The organism is Micromonospora sp. CPCC 205558 (genome assembly GCF_036902955.1).
In the GTDB taxonomy this organism is placed as follows: Bacteria; Actinomycetota; Actinomycetes; order Mycobacteriales; family Micromonosporaceae; genus Micromonospora.
Genome location: NZ_JBAKHR010000011.1, coordinates 136,893 through 153,452, shown reverse-complemented (window position 1 = coordinate 153,452; position 16,560 = coordinate 136,893). Strand labels below are relative to the sequence as shown.

At 67.1% G+C, this 16,560-nt stretch carries 21 protein-coding genes; 6 read left to right on the top strand and 15 right to left on the bottom strand.

All coding sequences use genetic code 11. The features are described 5' to 3' along the window. The first annotated feature begins 107 nt into the window (after nucleotides 1–107). On the top strand, nucleotides 108–1,193 hold the full coding sequence (gene ychF, locus V6U86_RS15670) for a redox-regulated ATPase YchF (RefSeq protein WP_334503715.1): 1,086 nt from the start codon (nucleotides 108–110) through the stop codon (nucleotides 1,191–1,193). A 20-nt stretch (nucleotides 1,194–1,213) separates the two neighbouring features. On the opposite strand, the gene V6U86_RS15665 is transcribed toward ychF, so the two are convergent. The 12 genes from V6U86_RS15665 to V6U86_RS15610 form a co-directional block, all read right to left on the bottom strand. Further along, complete coding sequence (locus tag V6U86_RS15665; protein WP_334503713.1) at nucleotides 1,214–2,320, bottom strand: tyrosine-type recombinase/integrase; 1,107 nt, start codon at nucleotides 2,318–2,320, stop codon at nucleotides 1,214–1,216. Nucleotide 2,321: 1 nt separating this feature from the next. Beyond that, complete coding sequence (locus V6U86_RS15660; RefSeq protein WP_334503711.1) at nucleotides 2,322–2,492, bottom strand: helix-turn-helix transcriptional regulator; 171 nt, start codon at nucleotides 2,490–2,492, stop codon at nucleotides 2,322–2,324. 49 nt (nucleotides 2,493–2,541) lie between these two features. Then, complete coding sequence (locus V6U86_RS15655; protein WP_334503709.1) at nucleotides 2,542–4,329, bottom strand: replication initiator; 1,788 nt, start codon at nucleotides 4,327–4,329, stop codon at nucleotides 2,542–2,544. After that, complete coding sequence (locus V6U86_RS15650) at nucleotides 4,329–4,595, bottom strand: hypothetical protein (RefSeq protein ID WP_334503707.1); 267 nt, start codon at nucleotides 4,593–4,595, stop codon at nucleotides 4,329–4,331. Before V6U86_RS15650 ends, V6U86_RS15655 begins: the two co-directional genes overlap by 1 nt. Continuing rightward, nucleotides 4,592–5,320, bottom strand: coding sequence for a hypothetical protein (locus V6U86_RS15645; protein ID WP_334503705.1), 729 nt, complete (start codon nucleotides 5,318–5,320; stop codon nucleotides 4,592–4,594). Before V6U86_RS15645 ends, V6U86_RS15650 begins: the two co-directional genes overlap by 4 nt. After that, nucleotides 5,317–5,700 (bottom strand): RRQRL motif-containing zinc-binding protein, encoded by a 384-nt coding sequence (locus tag V6U86_RS15640; protein ID WP_334503874.1) that lies wholly within the window; start codon nucleotides 5,698–5,700, stop codon nucleotides 5,317–5,319. The genes V6U86_RS15645 and V6U86_RS15640 overlap by 4 nt, the downstream gene beginning before the upstream one ends. 20 nt (nucleotides 5,701–5,720) lie before the next feature. Then, entirely contained in the window at nucleotides 5,721–6,023 is a 303-nt protein-coding gene (locus tag V6U86_RS15635) for a hypothetical protein (RefSeq protein WP_334503703.1), read from the bottom strand. Further along, nucleotides 6,020–6,460, bottom strand: coding sequence for a DUF6197 family protein (locus V6U86_RS15630; RefSeq protein WP_334503702.1), 441 nt, complete (start codon nucleotides 6,458–6,460; stop codon nucleotides 6,020–6,022). The genes V6U86_RS15635 and V6U86_RS15630 overlap by 4 nt, the downstream gene beginning before the upstream one ends. 84 nt (nucleotides 6,461–6,544) lie before the next feature. After that, complete coding sequence (locus V6U86_RS15625; protein WP_334503700.1) at nucleotides 6,545–6,754, bottom strand: hypothetical protein; 210 nt, start codon at nucleotides 6,752–6,754, stop codon at nucleotides 6,545–6,547. Continuing rightward, entirely contained in the window at nucleotides 6,751–7,614 is an 864-nt protein-coding gene (locus tag V6U86_RS15620) for an FtsK/SpoIIIE domain-containing protein (RefSeq protein WP_334503698.1), read from the bottom strand. The genes V6U86_RS15625 and V6U86_RS15620 overlap by 4 nt, the downstream gene beginning before the upstream one ends. 85 nt (nucleotides 7,615–7,699) lie before the next feature. After that, the gene (locus V6U86_RS15615; protein WP_334503697.1) at nucleotides 7,700–8,575 is read right to left on the bottom strand and encodes a hypothetical protein; all 876 of its coding nucleotides are present in this window, start codon (nucleotides 8,573–8,575) and stop codon (nucleotides 7,700–7,702) included. A gap of 286 nt (nucleotides 8,576–8,861) precedes the next feature. After that, entirely contained in the window at nucleotides 8,862–9,182 is a 321-nt protein-coding gene (locus V6U86_RS15610; protein ID WP_112681382.1) for a hypothetical protein, read from the bottom strand. 219 nt (nucleotides 9,183–9,401) lie between these two features. On the opposite strand from V6U86_RS15610, the gene V6U86_RS15605 reads away from it, so the two are divergent. From V6U86_RS15605 to V6U86_RS15595, 3 genes are all read left to right on the top strand, one after another. Further along, the gene (locus tag V6U86_RS15605; protein ID WP_334503689.1) at nucleotides 9,402–10,646 is read left to right on the top strand and encodes a helix-turn-helix domain-containing protein; all 1,245 of its coding nucleotides are present in this window, start codon (nucleotides 9,402–9,404) and stop codon (nucleotides 10,644–10,646) included. Nucleotides 10,647–10,966: 320 nt separating this feature from the next. Continuing rightward, nucleotides 10,967–11,218 carry a hypothetical protein gene (locus V6U86_RS15600; RefSeq protein ID WP_334503687.1) on the top strand — a complete coding sequence of 84 codons (252 nt, stop codon included), beginning with the start codon at nucleotides 10,967–10,969 and terminating at the stop codon, nucleotides 11,216–11,218. Nucleotides 11,219–11,854: 636 nt separating this feature from the next. After that, nucleotides 11,855–12,955, top strand: coding sequence for a hypothetical protein (locus V6U86_RS15595; protein ID WP_334503685.1), 1,101 nt, complete (start codon nucleotides 11,855–11,857; stop codon nucleotides 12,953–12,955). A 969-nt stretch (nucleotides 12,956–13,924) separates the two neighbouring features. On the opposite strand, the gene V6U86_RS15590 is transcribed toward V6U86_RS15595, so the two are convergent. Continuing rightward, complete coding sequence (locus V6U86_RS15590; RefSeq protein WP_334503682.1) at nucleotides 13,925–14,404, bottom strand: aquaporin; 480 nt, start codon at nucleotides 14,402–14,404, stop codon at nucleotides 13,925–13,927. Continuing rightward, on the bottom strand, nucleotides 14,401–14,775 hold the full coding sequence (locus tag V6U86_RS15585) for an ArsR/SmtB family transcription factor (RefSeq protein ID WP_334503680.1): 375 nt from the start codon (nucleotides 14,773–14,775) through the stop codon (nucleotides 14,401–14,403). The genes V6U86_RS15590 and V6U86_RS15585 overlap by 4 nt, the downstream gene beginning before the upstream one ends. Before the next feature lie 77 nt (nucleotides 14,776–14,852). Between V6U86_RS15585 and V6U86_RS15580 the strand changes: the two genes are divergently transcribed. Together V6U86_RS15580 and V6U86_RS15575 are read left to right on the top strand one after the other, a co-directional pair. After that, on the top strand, nucleotides 14,853–15,320 hold the full coding sequence (locus V6U86_RS15580; protein WP_334503678.1) for an ArsI/CadI family heavy metal resistance metalloenzyme: 468 nt from the start codon (nucleotides 14,853–14,855) through the stop codon (nucleotides 15,318–15,320). Nucleotides 15,321–15,426: 106 nt separating this feature from the next. Next, nucleotides 15,427–16,140: a hypothetical protein gene (locus V6U86_RS15575; protein ID WP_334503675.1), complete on the top strand. Its 714-nt coding sequence runs from the start codon at nucleotides 15,427–15,429 to the stop codon at nucleotides 16,138–16,140. On the opposite strand, the gene V6U86_RS15570 is transcribed toward V6U86_RS15575, so the two are convergent. Further along, nucleotides 16,095–16,397: a hypothetical protein gene (locus V6U86_RS15570; protein ID WP_334503673.1), complete on the bottom strand. Its 303-nt coding sequence runs from the start codon at nucleotides 16,395–16,397 to the stop codon at nucleotides 16,095–16,097. The two genes, V6U86_RS15575 and V6U86_RS15570, sit on opposite strands and share 46 nt — an antisense overlap. Nucleotides 16,398–16,560: the final 163 nt, after the last annotated feature.

Below are 16,560 nucleotides of genomic sequence, written 5' to 3'. Positions count from 1 at the left end.
AGCAACGCCACCCCGGGCCTGGCAGGCCCGACGATCGACCATCTGCCCACCGCCGAATCGGAGCCGCCTCGACCGGCCCGACCGGGACCGGCGTAGGCTGGCCCGTCGTGAGTCTCACCATCGGCATCGTCGGCCTGCCCAACGTCGGCAAGAGCACGCTTTTCAACGCGTTGACCAAGAACGACGTGCTGGCGGCGAACTACCCGTTCGCCACCATCGAGCCCAACGTCGGCGTGGTCGGGCTGCCCGACGAGCGGCTGGGCAAGCTGGCCGAGATCTTCTCGTCGCAGAAGGTGCTGCCGGCGCCGGTGTCGTTCGTCGACATCGCCGGCCTGGTCCGAGGCGCGTCGAAGGGGCAGGGCCGGGGCAACGCCTTCCTGGCCAACATCCGGGACGCCTCGGCGATCTGCCAGGTCGTCCGGGCCTTCTCCGACCCGAACGTGGTGCACGTCGACGGCAAGGTCTCTCCGGCCGACGACATCGAGACGATCAACACCGAGCTGATCCTCGCCGACCTGCAGACCCTGGACAAGGCGCTGCCCCGGTTGGAGAAGGAGGCCAAGCTCCGCAAGGACCGCCTGGCCGCAGTCGCCGCCGCGAAGGCCGCCATCGAGGTGCTCGACGGCGGCACCACCCTCTACTCCGGGGCCGCCGCAGCCAAGATCGAGCTGGAGCACCTGCGCGAGCTGCACCTGCTCACCACCAAGCCCTTCCTGTACGTCTTCAACGTCGACGAGGCCGAGCTGGCCAACGAGACGTTCCTCGACGAGCTGCGCGCCCTGGTCGCCCCCGCCGAGGCCATCTTCATGGACGCCAAGATCGAGTCTGAGCTGGTGGACCTGCCCGAGGAGGAGGCCCGCGAGCTGCTGGAGTCGATCGGGCAGAACGAGCCCGGCCTCAACCAGCTCGTCCGGGTCGGCTTCCGCACCCTCGGTCTCCAGACGTACCTCACGGCCGGCCCGAAGGAAGCGCGTGCCTGGACCGTCCCGATCGGCGCCACCGCGCCGGAGGCCGCGGGCGTCATCCACAGCGACTTCCAGCGCGGCTTCATCAAGGCCGAGGTGGTCTCCTTCCACGACCTGGTCGAGCACGGTTCGATGGCGGCGGCCAAGGCTGCGGGCAAGGTCCGCATCGAGGGCAAGGAGTACGTCATGCAGGACGGCGACGTGGTGGAGTTCCGCTTCAACGTCTGAATCCGGCCCGTTCCCGCAGGTCAGACGGTTGGATCGTCGCCCTGGGGCACGTCGGGGGCACAACCCCATGCGTCGTCGACGGCGCGGCGGGTGCGCTCCTCCGAGTCCGGCATCAGGTGACCGTAGGTTGACAGGACGAGCGTCGCGTTCTCGTGCCCCAGCCGTTCCGCCACGGTGATGACCGACTCGCCCTGCATCAGCAGGACCGAGGCGTAGTGGTGGCGTAGGTCGTGGCTCGTGATGCCGTCCGGCAGGCCCGCCTTCCGCACCGCCGCGCCAAAGATGAGCGAGCCGTAGTAGTCGTGCCGGTAGGGGCCGGCGAAACGGGTCGTGAACAGGGTGCCGTCGTCAGCCGGCGGGAACTGCGCCATGTGCGCCCGCAGCGCGTCGGCGACGACCTGGGGCAGCGGCACGGTCCGGCGCGAGCGCGGTGTCTTGGGGGCCGTCCGCACCTTGGACTGTGGCGCGAACTGCCACTCAATCCGCACCAGGCGCGCGGCGAAGTCGACATCCTGCACGCGCAGCGCGAGCAGCTCGCCGAGGCGCAGGCCCAACCCGGCCTGGGTGAGCACCATGGCGCGGTTGCGGGCGGGGATCGCGTCGGCGAGCGCGCGGACCTGCTCGACGGTGAGCGGCGCGACCCGTTCCCGGTGGGCTGACGGCAGGCTGACCCGGACCACGGGCGAGCGGCCGACAAGCCGATCCAGCACTGCCGCCGCGTAGACCGAGCGGAGCAGCCCGACGAGGTTGCGCAGCGTCGACGGGGCCAGCACCTTGCCACGATCGGCCGCCCACGCCTGCACCTCGGAGGGCACGACGGCCGCCAGGCGGCGGGTGCCGAGTGGAGTCGCCGCAATATGTGTCTCGATCAGGCTCGCCACACGCCGGGCGGTGGTGGGACGGTGAGACCGGCCGGCAGCCCAGCGCCGGGCGTACTCGACGACGGTCGTCTTGTCGGACGGGTCGACGTACTGGCCGCGCACAAGGTCGGCTTCAATTTGGGTGAGAAAGCGGTCAGCGTCGGACTTGCGCGTGAAGGAGCGCTTGCGCTGGCGGCGGGCGTCGTCGCGCCACCGAGCCAGGTAGGTGACCTTGCCGTCGCGTATCCGCTTCTCAACGCTACCCATGTCAGGCCGCCTGACCCGACAGCCAGGACCGCACCTCGGCAGGGTCGTAGCGCAGATGCCGGCCGACCTTGAAAGCACGCGGACCGGTTCGGCGATAGCGCCACTGATACAGCGTGCCGACCGGAACGCGAAGGAACGCGGAAACGTCCTCGATCGACCACAGATCATCCATGCCGGTTACTGCTCGACTTGTCAACGTCAGTCCTCCTCATCAGTGCGCTCTAGGCAGCCGGCGACAGACCGGCGGGGGTGGTGCTGAGTTCGTGGGCGAGTTCTTCGCGGCCGGTGGTTCGTCGCTCGCGGGCGAGGGCGGCGGCGGTGTTGGCGAGGAGGGCGTCTCCGGTGGTGTGCCAGCCGACGCCGGCGAAGGTGAGGGTGCCGACGATGAGCGTTGTGTCGTCCTGGTCGAGGTGGTCGACGGCGCGGAGGGTGCCGGTCTGCTCGTCGGCCTGGTGCTCGTGCTCCTGGCGTCGGAAGGTGACGCGGGTGTCGCGCAGGCATTGGAAGGTCACCGAGTAGCGGCGGCCTTTGGTGAGGAAATGGCCGCCGTAGCCGAGCATGTGCGCCCAACGGCGCAGCCGGGCGTAAGGGTTGGCCGTCGCTGGTTTCGTCGGTTCGCTGTCAAGGTCGGCTTGACGGTGGGCGACGCAGACGGGGCAGGCGGCGTAGTGGGTGTGGGTGCCGCAGTCGGGGCACTCCCAGCGGTCGACAAAGCCGGGCCGTGGCCGGGGGTCGCGGGGCCGCTCCGTCAGGGGGACGGGTGTGCTGGTGGGTCGGCCGATGCGCCAGCAGGCGTCGATGAGGCGGGCGGTGTGGTCGCCGTCGGGGTCGGCGTAGTCCCCGATCGAATCGGCGGTGAGGCGGGTGGAGGTGTGCCCGGTGGCCTCGGTGCTCTTGGTGGCGTACTTGGCAAGGTAACCGGCGACCATGCCGTCGGTGACTTCGCCGGTGCCGTCGGTGGCGATCGGTTCTAGGTCGAACTGCTCGCCCCAGGTGATCGGCCAGCCCTCGGGCCGGTCCGGGTGGGTTGGGGTGTGGAAGGCGACGTGTCGGGCGGCGTGCCGGAGCGCGTCGACCAGCTCGTCAACGCCGAACCCGGCGGGTGGGGTTACGACGGCGTCGGGGTCCTGGCCGTCGACGCCGTCGAGGCGGGCGATGGCGTGGAAGTGCACCGCTCCGCGTGCTTGAAGTTCGGCGACCTTCCCGGGTGAGAGTCGGACCGGTGGGATTTTTCGGATGTTGCCGGATGCGGTGAGGACGTCGACGCGGGGAATGCCTCGGCGGCGGGCGAGTTTGGCGAGCCATCGTTCCGCGGCTTGCTTGGTGCGGTGCCATAGTTCGCCGGAGAAGATGTTCCAGACGACCTGGTGGTCGTGGTCGTAGCAGTCGAGGCACAACGGCTGCCCGAGCACCGTGTCTGTGGCTTCGTGTCGTGCCCAGCAGACGGCGGGCCGCCCGTGCTCGCATAGGCCGGCGTCGCGGCGGGCGTGGCAGGGTTCGGCGCGGCAGTCGCAGCGGCGGCGGTTGCGGCAGGTGTGGCGCTTGACCACGCGTGCGTGCACGGTCCCGAACGATGGGGCGGTGAAGGTGGCGAACACCGCTGGGTGCGAGGCGACCGTGTCGGGGATGCCTTTGCCGCCGATGAGGCCGGCGCGCAGGAGTTGGAAGGCGTCGCGTTGGTAGGTCTGCGCACACGAGGGGCAGACCCTCGACCGGCGGTTGCCGCAGGCGGTGTAGATCGCGGCGTCGGGCATGGCGTCGGTGTGCCGCTGGTCCAGGACACGGCCCGTCGACTGTTCGACGGTGAGGAGTTGGCCGGCGAGGCGGATGGGGCGGGTGCAGCCGGCGGCGGCGCGGACGTGTTCCAGCCATCCGAAGTAGTCCGGTTGGGTGGCGCGGGTGAAGGCGGAACCAGTGGCGGTGTAGTCGTGGACGGGGATGGTGTCGGCGTTCGAGCCCACACCCCGGGCCGAGGTGGTCCGGGGTGTGAGGTCCAGCGTCGAGGCCATCAGCCGCGTACCTCGGTGAGGGTGCGGGTGGTGATGGTGTGTTCGGTGACGATGACCCGGCAGGCGCCGCACTGGCGCTTGACCGGTTCGTGCCTGCGGCACGGAATGGTGGCGGTGGTGTCGCCGCAGCGGATGGTGACCGGTGCCCGGCAGGGACCGCCGGGGATGACGTCGATGAGGGTTCGGCGGATGTCGAACGGGTGGGCGTCGGGGTAGGCGGGGCAGGTGTGGGTGACCTGCTCGATGTCGACCAAGACGATGGTCATCGGACACCACCGCCGATGGTGGTGAGGAGTTGCCCGGCGATGACCGGGGTGATGTCGAGGCGGTCGGCCAGCTCGGCGGGGGTGATGGGTTGGCCGGTGGCTTGTTCGTGCTGCACGGCCGCGAAGCGGGCGGTGGGCAGCAGGTGGGCGGGGACGTCGACCGGCTCCGAGGCCGGTGCGGTGACGGGTTCCGGCTCGACGGTCGGGGTCGGCTCGGGGGCCGGGGTGATGGCGGCCGGTGGTGCCGGTTCGGTGGTGACCTGCTCGGCCACCTGAACGCGGATTGGCTCCATCGGCTCAGAAGCCGGTGCCACGGGTTGCGGGGTGGGTGCGGGGGCGAGGACGAGTTTGACCAGAGCCATAAAGGCCAGGGCGGGAACCGCCGACAGGAGCCACCCGGACGGTCCGGGCTTGGCAACCGCCAACTGTGCGGCGAGGGAGAGGCCGGCGGCGGCGATGAGCAGGACCATCGGATACCCGATCGGAGCGCCAACCCGGCGGCGTCGCCGGATGGTCAGCAGGGCGGCGATGGGGACGAGTTCGGAGATGACGGCGTTGGCCCAGCCAAACCAGCCGGGCGTCTGAGCCGGGCTGTTGGCCATGGTCCAGTCGTGGACGTGGGTGAACGAGGCGGCCCCGGCGGAGCCGCCGACGACGATGAGGATGAGGACCAGGACCAGGCCCTCCAAGCGGGTGCCGGCGCTGGCCGGAGTGGGGGTGGTCATTGGTGGCCTCCGTGGCAGTCGAGGCAGCAGCCGTAACGGCGGGGGATGTAGTAGGGCTTCACTAGCCCGCAGTGCCGGCAGGTCCGGCGGGCGAGCAGGGCTTTAGCGATGGCCTCCCGCTGCGCGGGCGTGGCGGTGCGCTTGGGTGCGGCGAGATCGGTGCGGTAGAGGTAGGCGACCCTGCGGTTGGAGCGATGCCGCCAGTAGATCTGCGCGACCGGGTCATGCCCTCCGGGGCGAAGGCCGGCGGCGCGGAGCTGCCGCAGGGTGGCCAGGCCGGTGGGGGCGCAGTGGTAGGGGAAGGTGGGGAACCCGTAGCGGGTGCCGAGCGGGTCGTAGAACTCGACCCGAATGCCGGTGCGCTCGGCCAGGTTGTCCAGGTCGACGTTGCGCAGGTCGGTCATGGCTTGTCACCGCCCCAGCGCTGCTGTGCGGCTTGGCGGGAGATGCCGAGGCGTGAGCCGATCTCGGCCCAGGAGTAGCCGAACGCCCGCAGGCCGATCACGGCCTCTCCGATGGCGTCGTCGATGACGGTGGAGAGGGCGATGAGGTCGCGGAGTGCTTCGACGTCTCCGGTGGCGACGCGTCGGCCGTGGGCGCGGATGATGCGCCGAGCGAACGAGGCGAAGGCGTCGTTCTCGACGACGTCCCGACGCCGCTGGCGGGGAAGGTTGGCCGTCAAGGACGCCTTGACGGTGCTCATGCGTTCTCACCTCCGGTGGTGCGGAGGCAGTCCCATTCGGTGGCAGCCGCTTGGAGGGCGGTGATGACCTGCTCGGCGGTGCGGGCCGGGTCGTCGTTCCACGAGTACGGGGAGGTGTGCTCGTCGAGCAGGTAGCCGTCCTCATCGACGAAGAAGACCGGGGCGGTGGTGTCGAGGTAGTCGACGAACACGCCGAGGGCGGTCAGGTAGTCGGCAAGGGCGTCGGGGTCAAGTTGGGAGAAGTGCTCGACGGTGTGTCCGGCGCAGGCGATGCCGATGGCCCCGGCGGCGCAGGCCGGCGGGGTGAGCGTGTCGGCGTTCTTGGCGTAGTAGGTGCCCTGGTGCCAACCGTGCCGGCGCAGGTAGAGGGCAGCCATCCGCAGCAGGTCAGCAGGTGTGACCGGTGCTGCGGTGGGTGGGTTTTGGGTAGCCTTCATGGCAACCACGTCCTTTCGAGGTTGTTGGTGGAGGTCGGCAGGACCAGCGGTTGCTGGCAGGCGTTGACTGGTCCTGTCGGCCGGTTATCGGGCGCGTAGCCGCAGGTAGCGGCGGTGCCGGTTGTCGTCACCCGGCATCTGGGTGGGTGCGGACAGGTAGACGAGTCGCCCAGTGCGGGCGACGGCTTGGACCATGACGGCGATGTCCTCGGGACTGCCGGTGATCCACAGTTCGGTGAACTGGGCGGCCCGCTGGTTGTTCGCGCGGGCGTAGGCCCGTTCGCGGGTGGTCATGCCACGGCCTCCCACTCGCTGGCGGTGGGGATGGTGAGTCCGCCGGGTCGGCGGATCCAGGCGGCGTAGTCGGCGATGCCGGAGATCTGGGCGTCGGTCAGGTAGGCGACTTTGATGCGGCGGGGGATGCCGCCTTCGGCGATGAGGTAGGCCGCGCCCTGGTTGCTGGGTGAGATGTCGGTGGCGGAGTAGCCCTGCTCGGCCCAGCCGTGACCCAGCACGATGTTCGAGCTGTTGGGGGTGGTGCAGCGGAACGCGGCGCGGTAGCCGAACAGGTCCCGCAGGCTGGTGGGGATGATGTCGAACGACGGCCGCTGCGTGGCGGCGACGACGGGGATGCCGGCGGCACGGCCCCGAGCGACAAGGTCACGCAGGAGCGCGACGAACTCTTCCTGCTCCTGCTTGCTGCCGACGGTCGCGGAGAAGAACGCGATCTCGTCGACCAGGACGGTGATGACCGACAGGCGGTCGGCGGCGGTGAGCTTGCGGCGCCCATGCGCCCGTAGCCAGGCGTAGCGGTTGTTCATCACCTGCTGGAGCCGTCGCAGGACGGTCAGCGCGGCGGTGATGTCCGGGCCGATGAACGCGTCCGCGCAGTCTTCCCACTGGCCGAGTTCGACGAGCTTGCCGTCGAGCAGCACGAGGCGGGAGTCCACGCACAACGCGGCGTGGGCGGCGATGGCGTTGAGAAGGCCGCTCTTGCCTCCGCCGGGTTCGCCTCCGGCGAGGAGGTTGCGGTAGGCGAGGGTGATGTAGACGGGCTGACCGAACTCGTCGATTCCGACGAAGATGGGGTCGAACATCGACAGGCCAGGCCCCACCGGAACCGCACCAACAGCGGCGGGTGTCGTGGTGGTCATGAGTGCCCTCCCTGGGCAGTAGGTGGGCGCGGGAAGCCACACGAACGAGCCGCAACGGGCTCCCCGCGTCCAGGAGTGGGGTGGGTCAGATCCAGTCGGAGACGTCCTCGGCGTCAGGTGCCGAGGAAGCCGCGGGCTTGCTGCCGTTGGCTGTAGTAGCCGGCTTCTTGGGCTGGGCCGGCAGGGTGATGGTGGGAGCGTCGACGTCCGGCAGATCCAGAGCCGTCGGGATCACCGGCGTTGGCCGGTCGGCGGTGGGGGTGTCCGGGTTGATGACGTCGACCAGCGGCGAGTTCACCTGGGCGGTGAGGACCTCGCGGCGTTTGATGTCGAACCGCAGATACGCGGCGTTGCCGTCCGAGGCCCGTTCGACCAGGGCGGTCGAGGCGTGGCAGGTGACGGCGATCTTGTCGAGGCGGCCTTCCAGGTCGGCCATGGACAGGCCGGGTCGCAGGTAGACCCAGACTCGCTCACCGACCGGGGTAGGGCGAGCCCACAGGATCAGCGGCAGGCTGCCGGACTGGTTGGCGATGATGAACTGCGCGAAACACACGCGCAGTCGATGCCGCACGACGAGGCACCACGTCCAGGCGATGACCTGGCGGCGGATGGTGGGGATGGCGGCGGGGACGCCGACGACCAGGGCGACCACGAGCAGGGTCACCACGGTCGAGGTGTGATCGGCCAGCTGCACCCAGAAGGTCAGCAGCAGGACCGAGAGCACGATTTCGGTGCTCCACCACCACAGCAGCCGAATCACCGGCCAGATCCTGACGAGGACCCAGGCGAGGCCGCCGGTCGGTACGCCGATGAGCGCGCCGACGAACACGGCGAGGATGGGGTGGATAGAGGAAGCGGCCACCACAGCCGAGAGAAGGCCGACGATGACCGCCGTCAGGACGAACGCCAACCGGGCGTTGCGGGCCGAGGAACGGTGGACCTTGGCCTCAATGACCGTCACCGTTCCGGATCTGCCGCCGAAGGGGCGGCGGGGGCTAGACTTGGACACGACGAGTCCTCCCAATCGCGAGTTGGGTTGGATGAGTGGAGGGCACGGGGTCGGCAGATGTAGGAGTCGGACCGACCCCGCGCCAGCTCTTGCGGGGATGCCACCACCACTGGTGGTGACGGGCCGGGAATGCAGGAGTCGGAACCACTCCCGGACCTGTGGATCTCAGATCAACGGACCATCAGGCCGCGTTCGTGCTTCAGACACCAGGGCTCACGCAGCGCGGTGAGCGAGGGACCTACTTAGCCGCCGAGTTACCAGCCTTCGGCTTCAGCGTGATCGCACGGAACGCGACGCCGTTACGCCCGTTGGTCGCCCACGGAATAGCCTCCAACTGCTCGACAGCGACGAGCTGCCCCACCGTCACGCCCGGCTTCTCACCCGCCGTGGTGATGGTGATGATCTCGCCGCCAGTCTCGTCGAGCACGAAGACCTGGGTCGACCACATGAGCCGGCCAGTGTTCTTCTCCGACCGCTGATTGCCGTTCTGGTCGTTCTTCGGCTCCGGGTCCTTCGTCACCTGAACCTGCTTGCTCTGGGTGTCCACGTACAGCTTCACAACAAACCTCCTGTGTCTAGGCGCATCCCTTGTTGGATGCCTGCCTCGCAACCAAAGTACCAACTGAGTTGGTACTACGCCAGACCCTCACCGGATTCCTTCCGGCGTTTCGCTGACACCCACAACGATGACCTTGAGTCCGTTAAAACGACAGGTGTCACTGCGGTGACAGGGCAAAGTCCCCTCGCCATGTCCCCTGCGTCGGGCGATACTGGCTGTATGGCTGACGTTGCTGCTGACCTCGATCGACCAGCCTGGGCATCGCGACTCAGGGCCGAGCGCACCGCTCGGGGCTGGTCGCAGGGCGAGGCTGTGCGCGCCATGAGAGTGCATGCCAGCGAGCAATTGCCGGCGGACAGCACGCTCCTCCGGAACTGGAAAAGGTGGGAGGCAGGCAGCTCGGAGCCCGACGCCTTTTACAGGTCGTTGATCGCGAAAACGTTTGGGACTGTCACGGCCGCCTTCTTTCCGCCGGCCGTTCGGCATGACGCTGATGCTGAACTGATCGCCGGCACGGGCATGGAAACGGTGGAAATCCTTGCTCGCCTGCGGACCTCTGACGTATCGAACGCAACATTGGAAGCGCTGCGCATCACCGCCGACCGGCTTTGCAGCGAGTACCCGTACATGTCGTCCGATCAGCTCCGGGTCGAGGGGCGAGCTTGGTTGCGTCGGATCACTGCGCTGATGGATCGCCGGCTTACCCTTGCTCAGCACCAGGAGGTGCTGACCCTTGCAGGATGGGTCGCGTTGCTCGTTGGCTGCGTCGAGTACGACATGGGGCTACGCCGCATTGCTGAGGGAACGCGCAAGGCGGCGTTGACGCTCGGCGAGGAGGCTGGAAACGCTGCTGTCTCCGGTTGGGCTTACGAGATGCGAGCCTGGTACGCGCTGACGCAGGGCGACTATCGAGGTGTCATCGCGGCGGCGGAGGCTGGCGAGTCGATCGCGGCCAGCAGCAGTGCTGCCGTGCAGCTCGCCGGCCAGCGCGCCAAGGCGTGGGCTCGACTCGGCGATAGGCGGCAAGTCGAAATGGCGCTAGACAAGGGCCGAACGCTGCTTGAATCGCTGCCGTATCCCGAGAACACGGACCACCACTTCGTCGTGGATCCGGCAAAGTTCGACTTCTACGCCATGGACTGCTACCGGCTGGCAGGTGAGGACCGCCTAGCGGAGATGTACGCCGCCGAGGTCATCCGCTCGTCGACGGACCCGGATGGCACAGAGCGTAAGCCCATGCGGATCGCAGAGGCGCGGGTCACGCTCGGGGTAGTCGCTGCCCGGTCAGGCGATCTTGAGCTGGCGGTCTCTCACGGGCGTCGGGCGTTGGAGGGTGACCGCAAGTCGTTGCCGTCTCTCTTGATGTGCTCCCGCGAGTTGGCGACGCTAATGCGAGAGCAGTTCCCGAACGAGCCGGAGGCCCTGTCGTACTTGGACGAGGTGCGGACCCTTAGCCCGAGCTGACGTCGGGTTCGCTCTCGCTTGTACTGACTTGACCGGGGCGACCACCGACTCCGGGACGCGGTCGGCTCTCGTGCCAGGACACAACGCGGGTAGGGCGCCACATGTGGGTACGACCGACAGTCGCATCGGGCTCGGGCATCTGGCCCCGCTTCCGGTAGTTGGACACGGTTGCCACCTTGACCCCGAGGTACGCGGCCACGTCGGAGGTCGTCCACCACTCCGCGGTTGTGTCTGGGCTAGCTCCCACGCCCTCATTCTGACATTCCTTGCTCCTGAGCTGCCTCTCACTTCCGGCTGTCGAACATGTGTACGATCTTCACGTGACAAAGGAGCTGGTCACGCGTTGGTGGAACGGCGTGTGGGGACGACTGACCCGACGTGACGTGTGGCTTGCTCGGGAGGTGCGGTGGCACGTCATCGCCAGGGCTGGCGACTCCGAGACGGGCAGGGTGCTCCGCTGGGAGTTCGACACGGAGGACGAAGCCCGTCGGATGGTGCGGCGTCTCGTCCAGGCTGACGGGAGTCCCTGGCGTGAGCACTCGCGCGACGCAGCCACGCAACCACCGGAGTGAGGCCAGCGGCCGGACTGCCGGCGAATTGGTTCAAAGTTTCTGTACGTCTTCAAGGCGGCCCTGGACGGGCCGCACGCGCCGCCGCCTGGGCGCGCGTCCGTCGCTCCGCTGGCGCTCCGACTCCGGCCACGCAACACGCCCGGCGGCTGGCGCGGGAGCGAGGAGCCCAAGGGGCCGCCGCAGCACGACAGGGCGGTTGACCGGGTGGTGGTGGGCCGGCAGCCGGCCGGGCCGCGCGGCCAAGACCCGCACGGCGCAGGGAAGCGCACGCAGGCCGCGTCGGCGAGCTGGCGGCGGTCGCAGGGTCGCGGTTAGTACGCCTCCGGCGGGGGCGCTCGGGCTCCAGGATGGCCGGGGTTCCGTCGGCGGGTCGTGGTCTCGGGTGGTTGCGGTAGGCCATCCCGTCTGCCATCGACCCGGGCAAGCCGAGCAGACCACCACCCGACCCGCCAGCGCCCGTACGAGCCGTCAACGTCCCCTTGACATGGCGGGCCGGGCGGCGGCCCGCTCCCCAGGAGGGCGGGTCGACGGCAGACGGGATGGCAGCGCGCTATTGCGTTGTCGCGCTAGCTTCGGACAAGCTGGTTGCCTGTGTAATTCTCAATCCTTCTCGCCCCCAAAGGGGTCCATACGCCAATGCATGAGCCGCTCTCGCCAGAACGTGTCTCCGCGCTTAGGCCAATTGCGCGGGCAATCGTGCGTGACATCAGAGTGAAGCACGGACTTTGGGACCGCATCGTCAGCGACGCCCGAGAGCGTGGCATCGGCCTGACCGATGGCGATAAAGTCGTCTATCGCGCAATTTCAATCGGTGGCACGCGTGTTGGCTACTTGCGTCATCACGTCTGGGTGATTGACCCGCGAGCGCGGAAGGCGGAAGCCGCATGCATCTTGGGTTCACTGGCAATCTCGCTGCTGGCGTCCTATCTAACTGCCGAGGTAACTGGACGGGGCATCATTCCGCTATCTGATCCGAAGTTTGCCATTTTTTCGGTGATCATCGTCGTGGTGGCTGTGGTCGAATGGCTGTACATCTGGCGGCTATTTCGCACCCGGAGGGGCGGGCAAATTTCTTACTTGTATCTCATCCGGCGTTATCGGAGACGATTGCCGGAGTTGCTGCTGGCTGACAGGCTCCAGCGGATCGCTGGCTATCTTGAGTCCCCCTATGTCTTCAGCCGACCGTCCACCAGGCGGCACCTAGGGCGGGGGTTCGAGGAGTGCGCACGTCTTCTGGAGCTCCATGTGCCCCGCCGGTATGCCGTTGGCGAGGTTCATGCGGACCGAGTGCTGAAGAACCGGTGCATGAGTGCAGCGCAGCAACTCCGGGAATTTGGTACCCGGGCAGCCGTGGCAAACGCACACACGAGAATCGAGCTAACCAAAGAAGTTTCGATTCTGATGACAGTGCTTATTCACGGAACTTTCGATAGGCTACCCGTGAGCGGGGTAGATTCGCCCTCAGGAATGATTCGCACCTTCACCACCCGGGCAATTAACTTCTTGCGCTACGGGTTCGTGGCTGTTGCTCCATTCGTCTTTGTTGTATGGGTGCTTCCGCAGTTTGCGGATGTGCCCAAGGTGGCCGAGTCTTGGTTGCGGCTGGTCACGGCAATTTGGATGATTATCAGCATCCTGGTTCCGCTTGACCCTTTCTTCTCATCAAAGATAGCCGCCCTGAAGGAAGTGTCATCATCGTTGCGTGCGGGATCCGGCGGCTCAACTGACAAAAAATAAAGCCATGCGGGTCGATGCAGCAGTCCTCGCGTAAGGCTGGACGGCTGGGCTTGAGGAGGGGCAGCAGTCTTAATCCGTGCGGGTAGCTGGGAGTTAGCTTTCAGCTCTGCTGTGAGTAGTCCTTTGCCGTAGTTGAGTAGGTTTCAGGAGAGATGTCGGGAGTCGAGTCGGTGAGAGAAACGGGATTCTGGGTGGGACTTGCTCTCTCGATCCCCCTGAGCATTGTCGCGAACTTTGCCACACCCGCCGCTGGTAGGGCTTTGGCAAGAGTCTCGGGTCGATGGAGGATCCGCATCCAGAGCAAAGCCGCCAAGCGTGAAGAGGAAGCCCGGTGGTTTATCGAGCATTCGGTGGGATTGTCCACCTTCATTTTGACGCAAATTGTAACGGGGTTGCGTTTTCTTTCTGGTATGGTGCTGGGCCTTGTTCTCCTCGTTATGGGCCTTTCGCTGATGGAAAAAGGTAGTCCTCCCGGGGTGCTAGTCTTTGCGGTTGGCGGACTGTCTGCCCTCTATTGGTCCATCAGGATTACTCGCCGAATGGAACGGGCGGGGGAGATTGCGCGAAGTATGAGCAGGCTTCAGAACGCGCCTCTTGTTGACGAATATTTTGGGGCGCTAGAACGCGCTCGTAGGCGACCCCCGCTTGTTGTTAGCAGTGGCGCTCAGACATCGGAACCGCAGGCGACGGGCGTCCCCGAGCAGCCGAGTGAGCAGTCAAGCCAACTCCCGAACTGAAACTAGGTGGACCGGACATCTACGGACCTCGCCGGAGCGGCTGATTGGTGCCGGGGAGCCTGGCGGCCTTGCCCGTTCCTGGCAGTGTGGGGCACACAGGGGGCACAAGAGACTGTCAAACGTCATCAACCAGTCACCAACGATGGCAGCCCAAGACGCCCCATGAGCAGGTGTCGAAGACCTTTCAGGCTGCTGGCGGAACAACGGCTCTATGTTCCGCTTCAACGTCTGACTACCGCACTGTCTTCGCCCGTCGGTCGGTTGGGTCGTTGCCCTGGGGCACAACTCCGTACGTCATCGTCCGCGCGACGGCCAGCCACAGGTTTCCCCCGGTCCGTTCGGTGCGGGACCAGGCCACGGCAGGCAGGTCGAACATCAGGTCAGCCAGGACCGCGCCGGTGATCGCGCCGCCGGTCTGGGCGGCGGTGTAGGCGGCGAGGTCCCGCCCGGTCAGGCCGGTGCTGGCGCGGCGGCCGAGCCACCAGTCGACGGCGGAGACGACCGGGTTGAAGTGCGCCCCGGACACCGGCCCGAAGGTCAGGATCAGCGCGCCCAGGGCCAGGGCGGTGGCGATCGCGTTTTCCAGGAGCTGGAGTCCGACGTCGGTGGGGGAGAGCCGGGCGGCGGCGATCCCGGAGCCGACCACGGCGGTGACCAGGAGGGCGGTGCCGGCGAACTCTGCCGAGGCCCGCCGGGGCAGGGCGAGGCTCACGCGGTACTACTGGCGGCCGGGGCGGCGGAGATGTCCAGCAGAGCGCCGAGCTGCCGGAACGCTTCCGGCTTCACCCGGTACCAGACCCAGGTGCCGCGCCGCTCCGAGTCGACCAGGCCCGCCTCGCGCAGCACCTTGAGGTGGTGAGAGATGGTCGGCCCGGACAGGTCGAACGCCGGGGTCAGGTCGCAGACGCACATCTCCGGCACCGAGGCGATCATCGACATAAGCCGCAGCCGGATCGGGTCACCCAGGGCCTTGAACAGCGGTGCGACCAGCGCCGCCTGCTCGGCATCCATCGGGCGGACCGCGAGGGGGGAGCAGCAGGCCACCGCGTTGAGGTCCACCACCGGCAACTCTTGTTTCGACATGCCTCTACCTTGACAGATATCAAAACAGCGTGCAACGTGGGTCTTGCTTCGATAAGCATCTAGGCAAGGAGACGGCTGTGTCCCGTGTTCAGCTCGCCCTGCGTGTGTCCGACCTCGAAGGCTCCGTAGCCTTTTACTCCAAGCTGTTCGGCGTCGAGCCGGCCAAGCGCCGCCCCAGCTACGCCAACTTCGCCATCGAAAACCCGCCACTCAAGCTCGTGCTCCTTGAAGGTGAGGCCGACCAGCCCACCGTCATGGACCACCTCGGCGTCGAGGTCGCCAGCACCGACGACGTCAACGCCGCCACCAAGCGCCTCACCGACTCCGGTCTCATCACGCTGGAAGAGAACAACACCGAGTGCTGCTACGCCCTCCAGGACAAGGTGTGGGTGCGCGGCCCCGGCAACGAGCCATGGGAGGTCTACACCGTCAAGGCCGACGCCGACACCCTTACCAAGACGACCGAGGGTGAGTGTCGCTGCGGCGAATCGACCGACGCTGAGAAGCAGCCGGCCACCAGCGGGGCCGCATCGAGCTGCTGCTGATCTTTGCGCCCTCGCGCGCCCGTCCTCGACTTGGAAGACGGGCGCGCAGTGGAGCGAGACGGCGGGGCGCGCCGTTCCGGCTGCATCGAGGCTGGATACTCCCACCATGGACGAGATCTGGCCGGTTCTCCTCGTCGCCGTGCTTGGTGTTGCCGGTACTCTCGGGGCCGCTATTTCGACCCAGTTCCTTACCACTCGCCGTGAGGACCGTCGGTGGAACCTGGAGCGCGAACGAGAGCAGGAACGCTGGGAGCGGGAGCGCCAAGACCGAGCGGCGCAGTGGCAGCGAGACGATGAGCTTCGGCATCGCGAGTCCCGCGAAGAGACCTACAAACAGTTCATGCAGACCATCTGGAACTGGGGTCGAAGGGCGGCTGACATCAGGCAGATGATCGAGGCCGGAGAGGGTCATCTGTTCATTGTGGACACCGATGAACTCTACGATGCCAGCGTAAGAGCCGTAGGCATCATGGCGGAACTGGAGCTTTCGGCCTCCGTGCCGGTCCGAGACTCCGCCCGTGAATGCTGCGACCTCATGTCGAGGTTCGTCTCCGAAGTGGATGCCGTACTTCCCATCTCGGAAGGAGCGGATGGGCTCGACGTGCCTGTCAGGCTTCACGACAGCTACAAGGTAGTCGCCAGAAAGACCGTTGAACTGATGCGCGCCGATCGTGGCCTGATGTCCCTGGCCGCTACCAATCGGCACATGCTGCCCAATACCCGGTCTGGTTGGCCAGCGCCGTTCGGACAGGACGTCGATCGGTTCGAGCGCTTTCAGTTGGTTGGCCCGGGCGGGGTGAGGGCCAGCTCCGAATCGTGAGTCTGTGAGCCAACGGCCGGTGCCAGGAAGATCAGCGACAGCTGCAGGCCCGCCGCTCCGACCACCCCTTGCAGCCGGCCCCGATGCCCGCTGAGGATGACGAAGTCGGTCACGAAGTCATCCGGGTCGGTGGGGTTGACCCAGATCCGCACCGTGCTGCCGGCCGCCAGGCACGCCTCCCAACAGCCAACCTCGGCCTGACGCTGAACACCGGCGAATTCATAGCTCAGGTGCATCGTCTTGCGCCGCTCGCGCACCAGTTCATCGACGACTGCCTGGGCTGGGAAGCCTGGGCCCGCAGTCGACTCTCCCCGGCGTCGTTGTCCTGGAAGGTCTTGAAGGGCAGCCACATCATGACCATCCGACCACGAGGCCGAGCGCGTAGACGGGGTAGCGGACGCGCCACCAGCTTCGCAGGAT

Coding starts and splice junctions, on each gene's coding strand:
- V6U86_RS15595 (WP_334503685.1), top strand. CDS start 11,855: ATGCATGAGCCGCTCTCGCCAGAACGTGTCTCCGCGCTTAGGCCAATT.
- V6U86_RS15630 (WP_334503702.1), bottom strand. CDS start 6,460: ATGAAGGCTACCCAAAACCCACCCACCGCAGCACCGGTCACACCTGCT.
- V6U86_RS15655 (WP_334503709.1), bottom strand. CDS start 4,329: ATGGCCTCGACGCTGGACCTCACACCCCGGACCACCTCGGCCCGGGGT.
- V6U86_RS15585 (WP_334503680.1), bottom strand. CDS start 14,775: ATGTCGAAACAAGAGTTGCCGGTGGTGGACCTCAACGCGGTGGCCTGC.
- V6U86_RS15625 (WP_334503700.1), bottom strand. CDS start 6,754: ATGACCACCCGCGAACGGGCCTACGCCCGCGCGAACAACCAGCGGGCC.
- V6U86_RS15635 (WP_334503703.1), bottom strand. CDS start 6,023: ATGAGCACCGTCAAGGCGTCCTTGACGGCCAACCTTCCCCGCCAGCGG.
- V6U86_RS15650 (WP_334503707.1), bottom strand. CDS start 4,595: ATGACCATCGTCTTGGTCGACATCGAGCAGGTCACCCACACCTGCCCC.
- V6U86_RS15660 (WP_334503711.1), bottom strand. CDS start 2,492: ATGGATGATCTGTGGTCGATCGAGGACGTTTCCGCGTTCCTTCGCGTT.
- V6U86_RS15620 (WP_334503698.1), bottom strand. CDS start 7,614: ATGACCACCACGACACCCGCCGCTGTTGGTGCGGTTCCGGTGGGGCCT.
- V6U86_RS15665 (WP_334503713.1), bottom strand. CDS start 2,320: ATGGGTAGCGTTGAGAAGCGGATACGCGACGGCAAGGTCACCTACCTG.
- V6U86_RS15575 (WP_334503675.1), top strand. CDS start 15,427: ATGGACGAGATCTGGCCGGTTCTCCTCGTCGCCGTGCTTGGTGTTGCC.
- V6U86_RS15605 (WP_334503689.1), top strand. CDS start 9,402: ATGGCTGACGTTGCTGCTGACCTCGATCGACCAGCCTGGGCATCGCGA.
- V6U86_RS15645 (WP_334503705.1), bottom strand. CDS start 5,320: ATGACCACCCCCACTCCGGCCAGCGCCGGCACCCGCTTGGAGGGCCTG.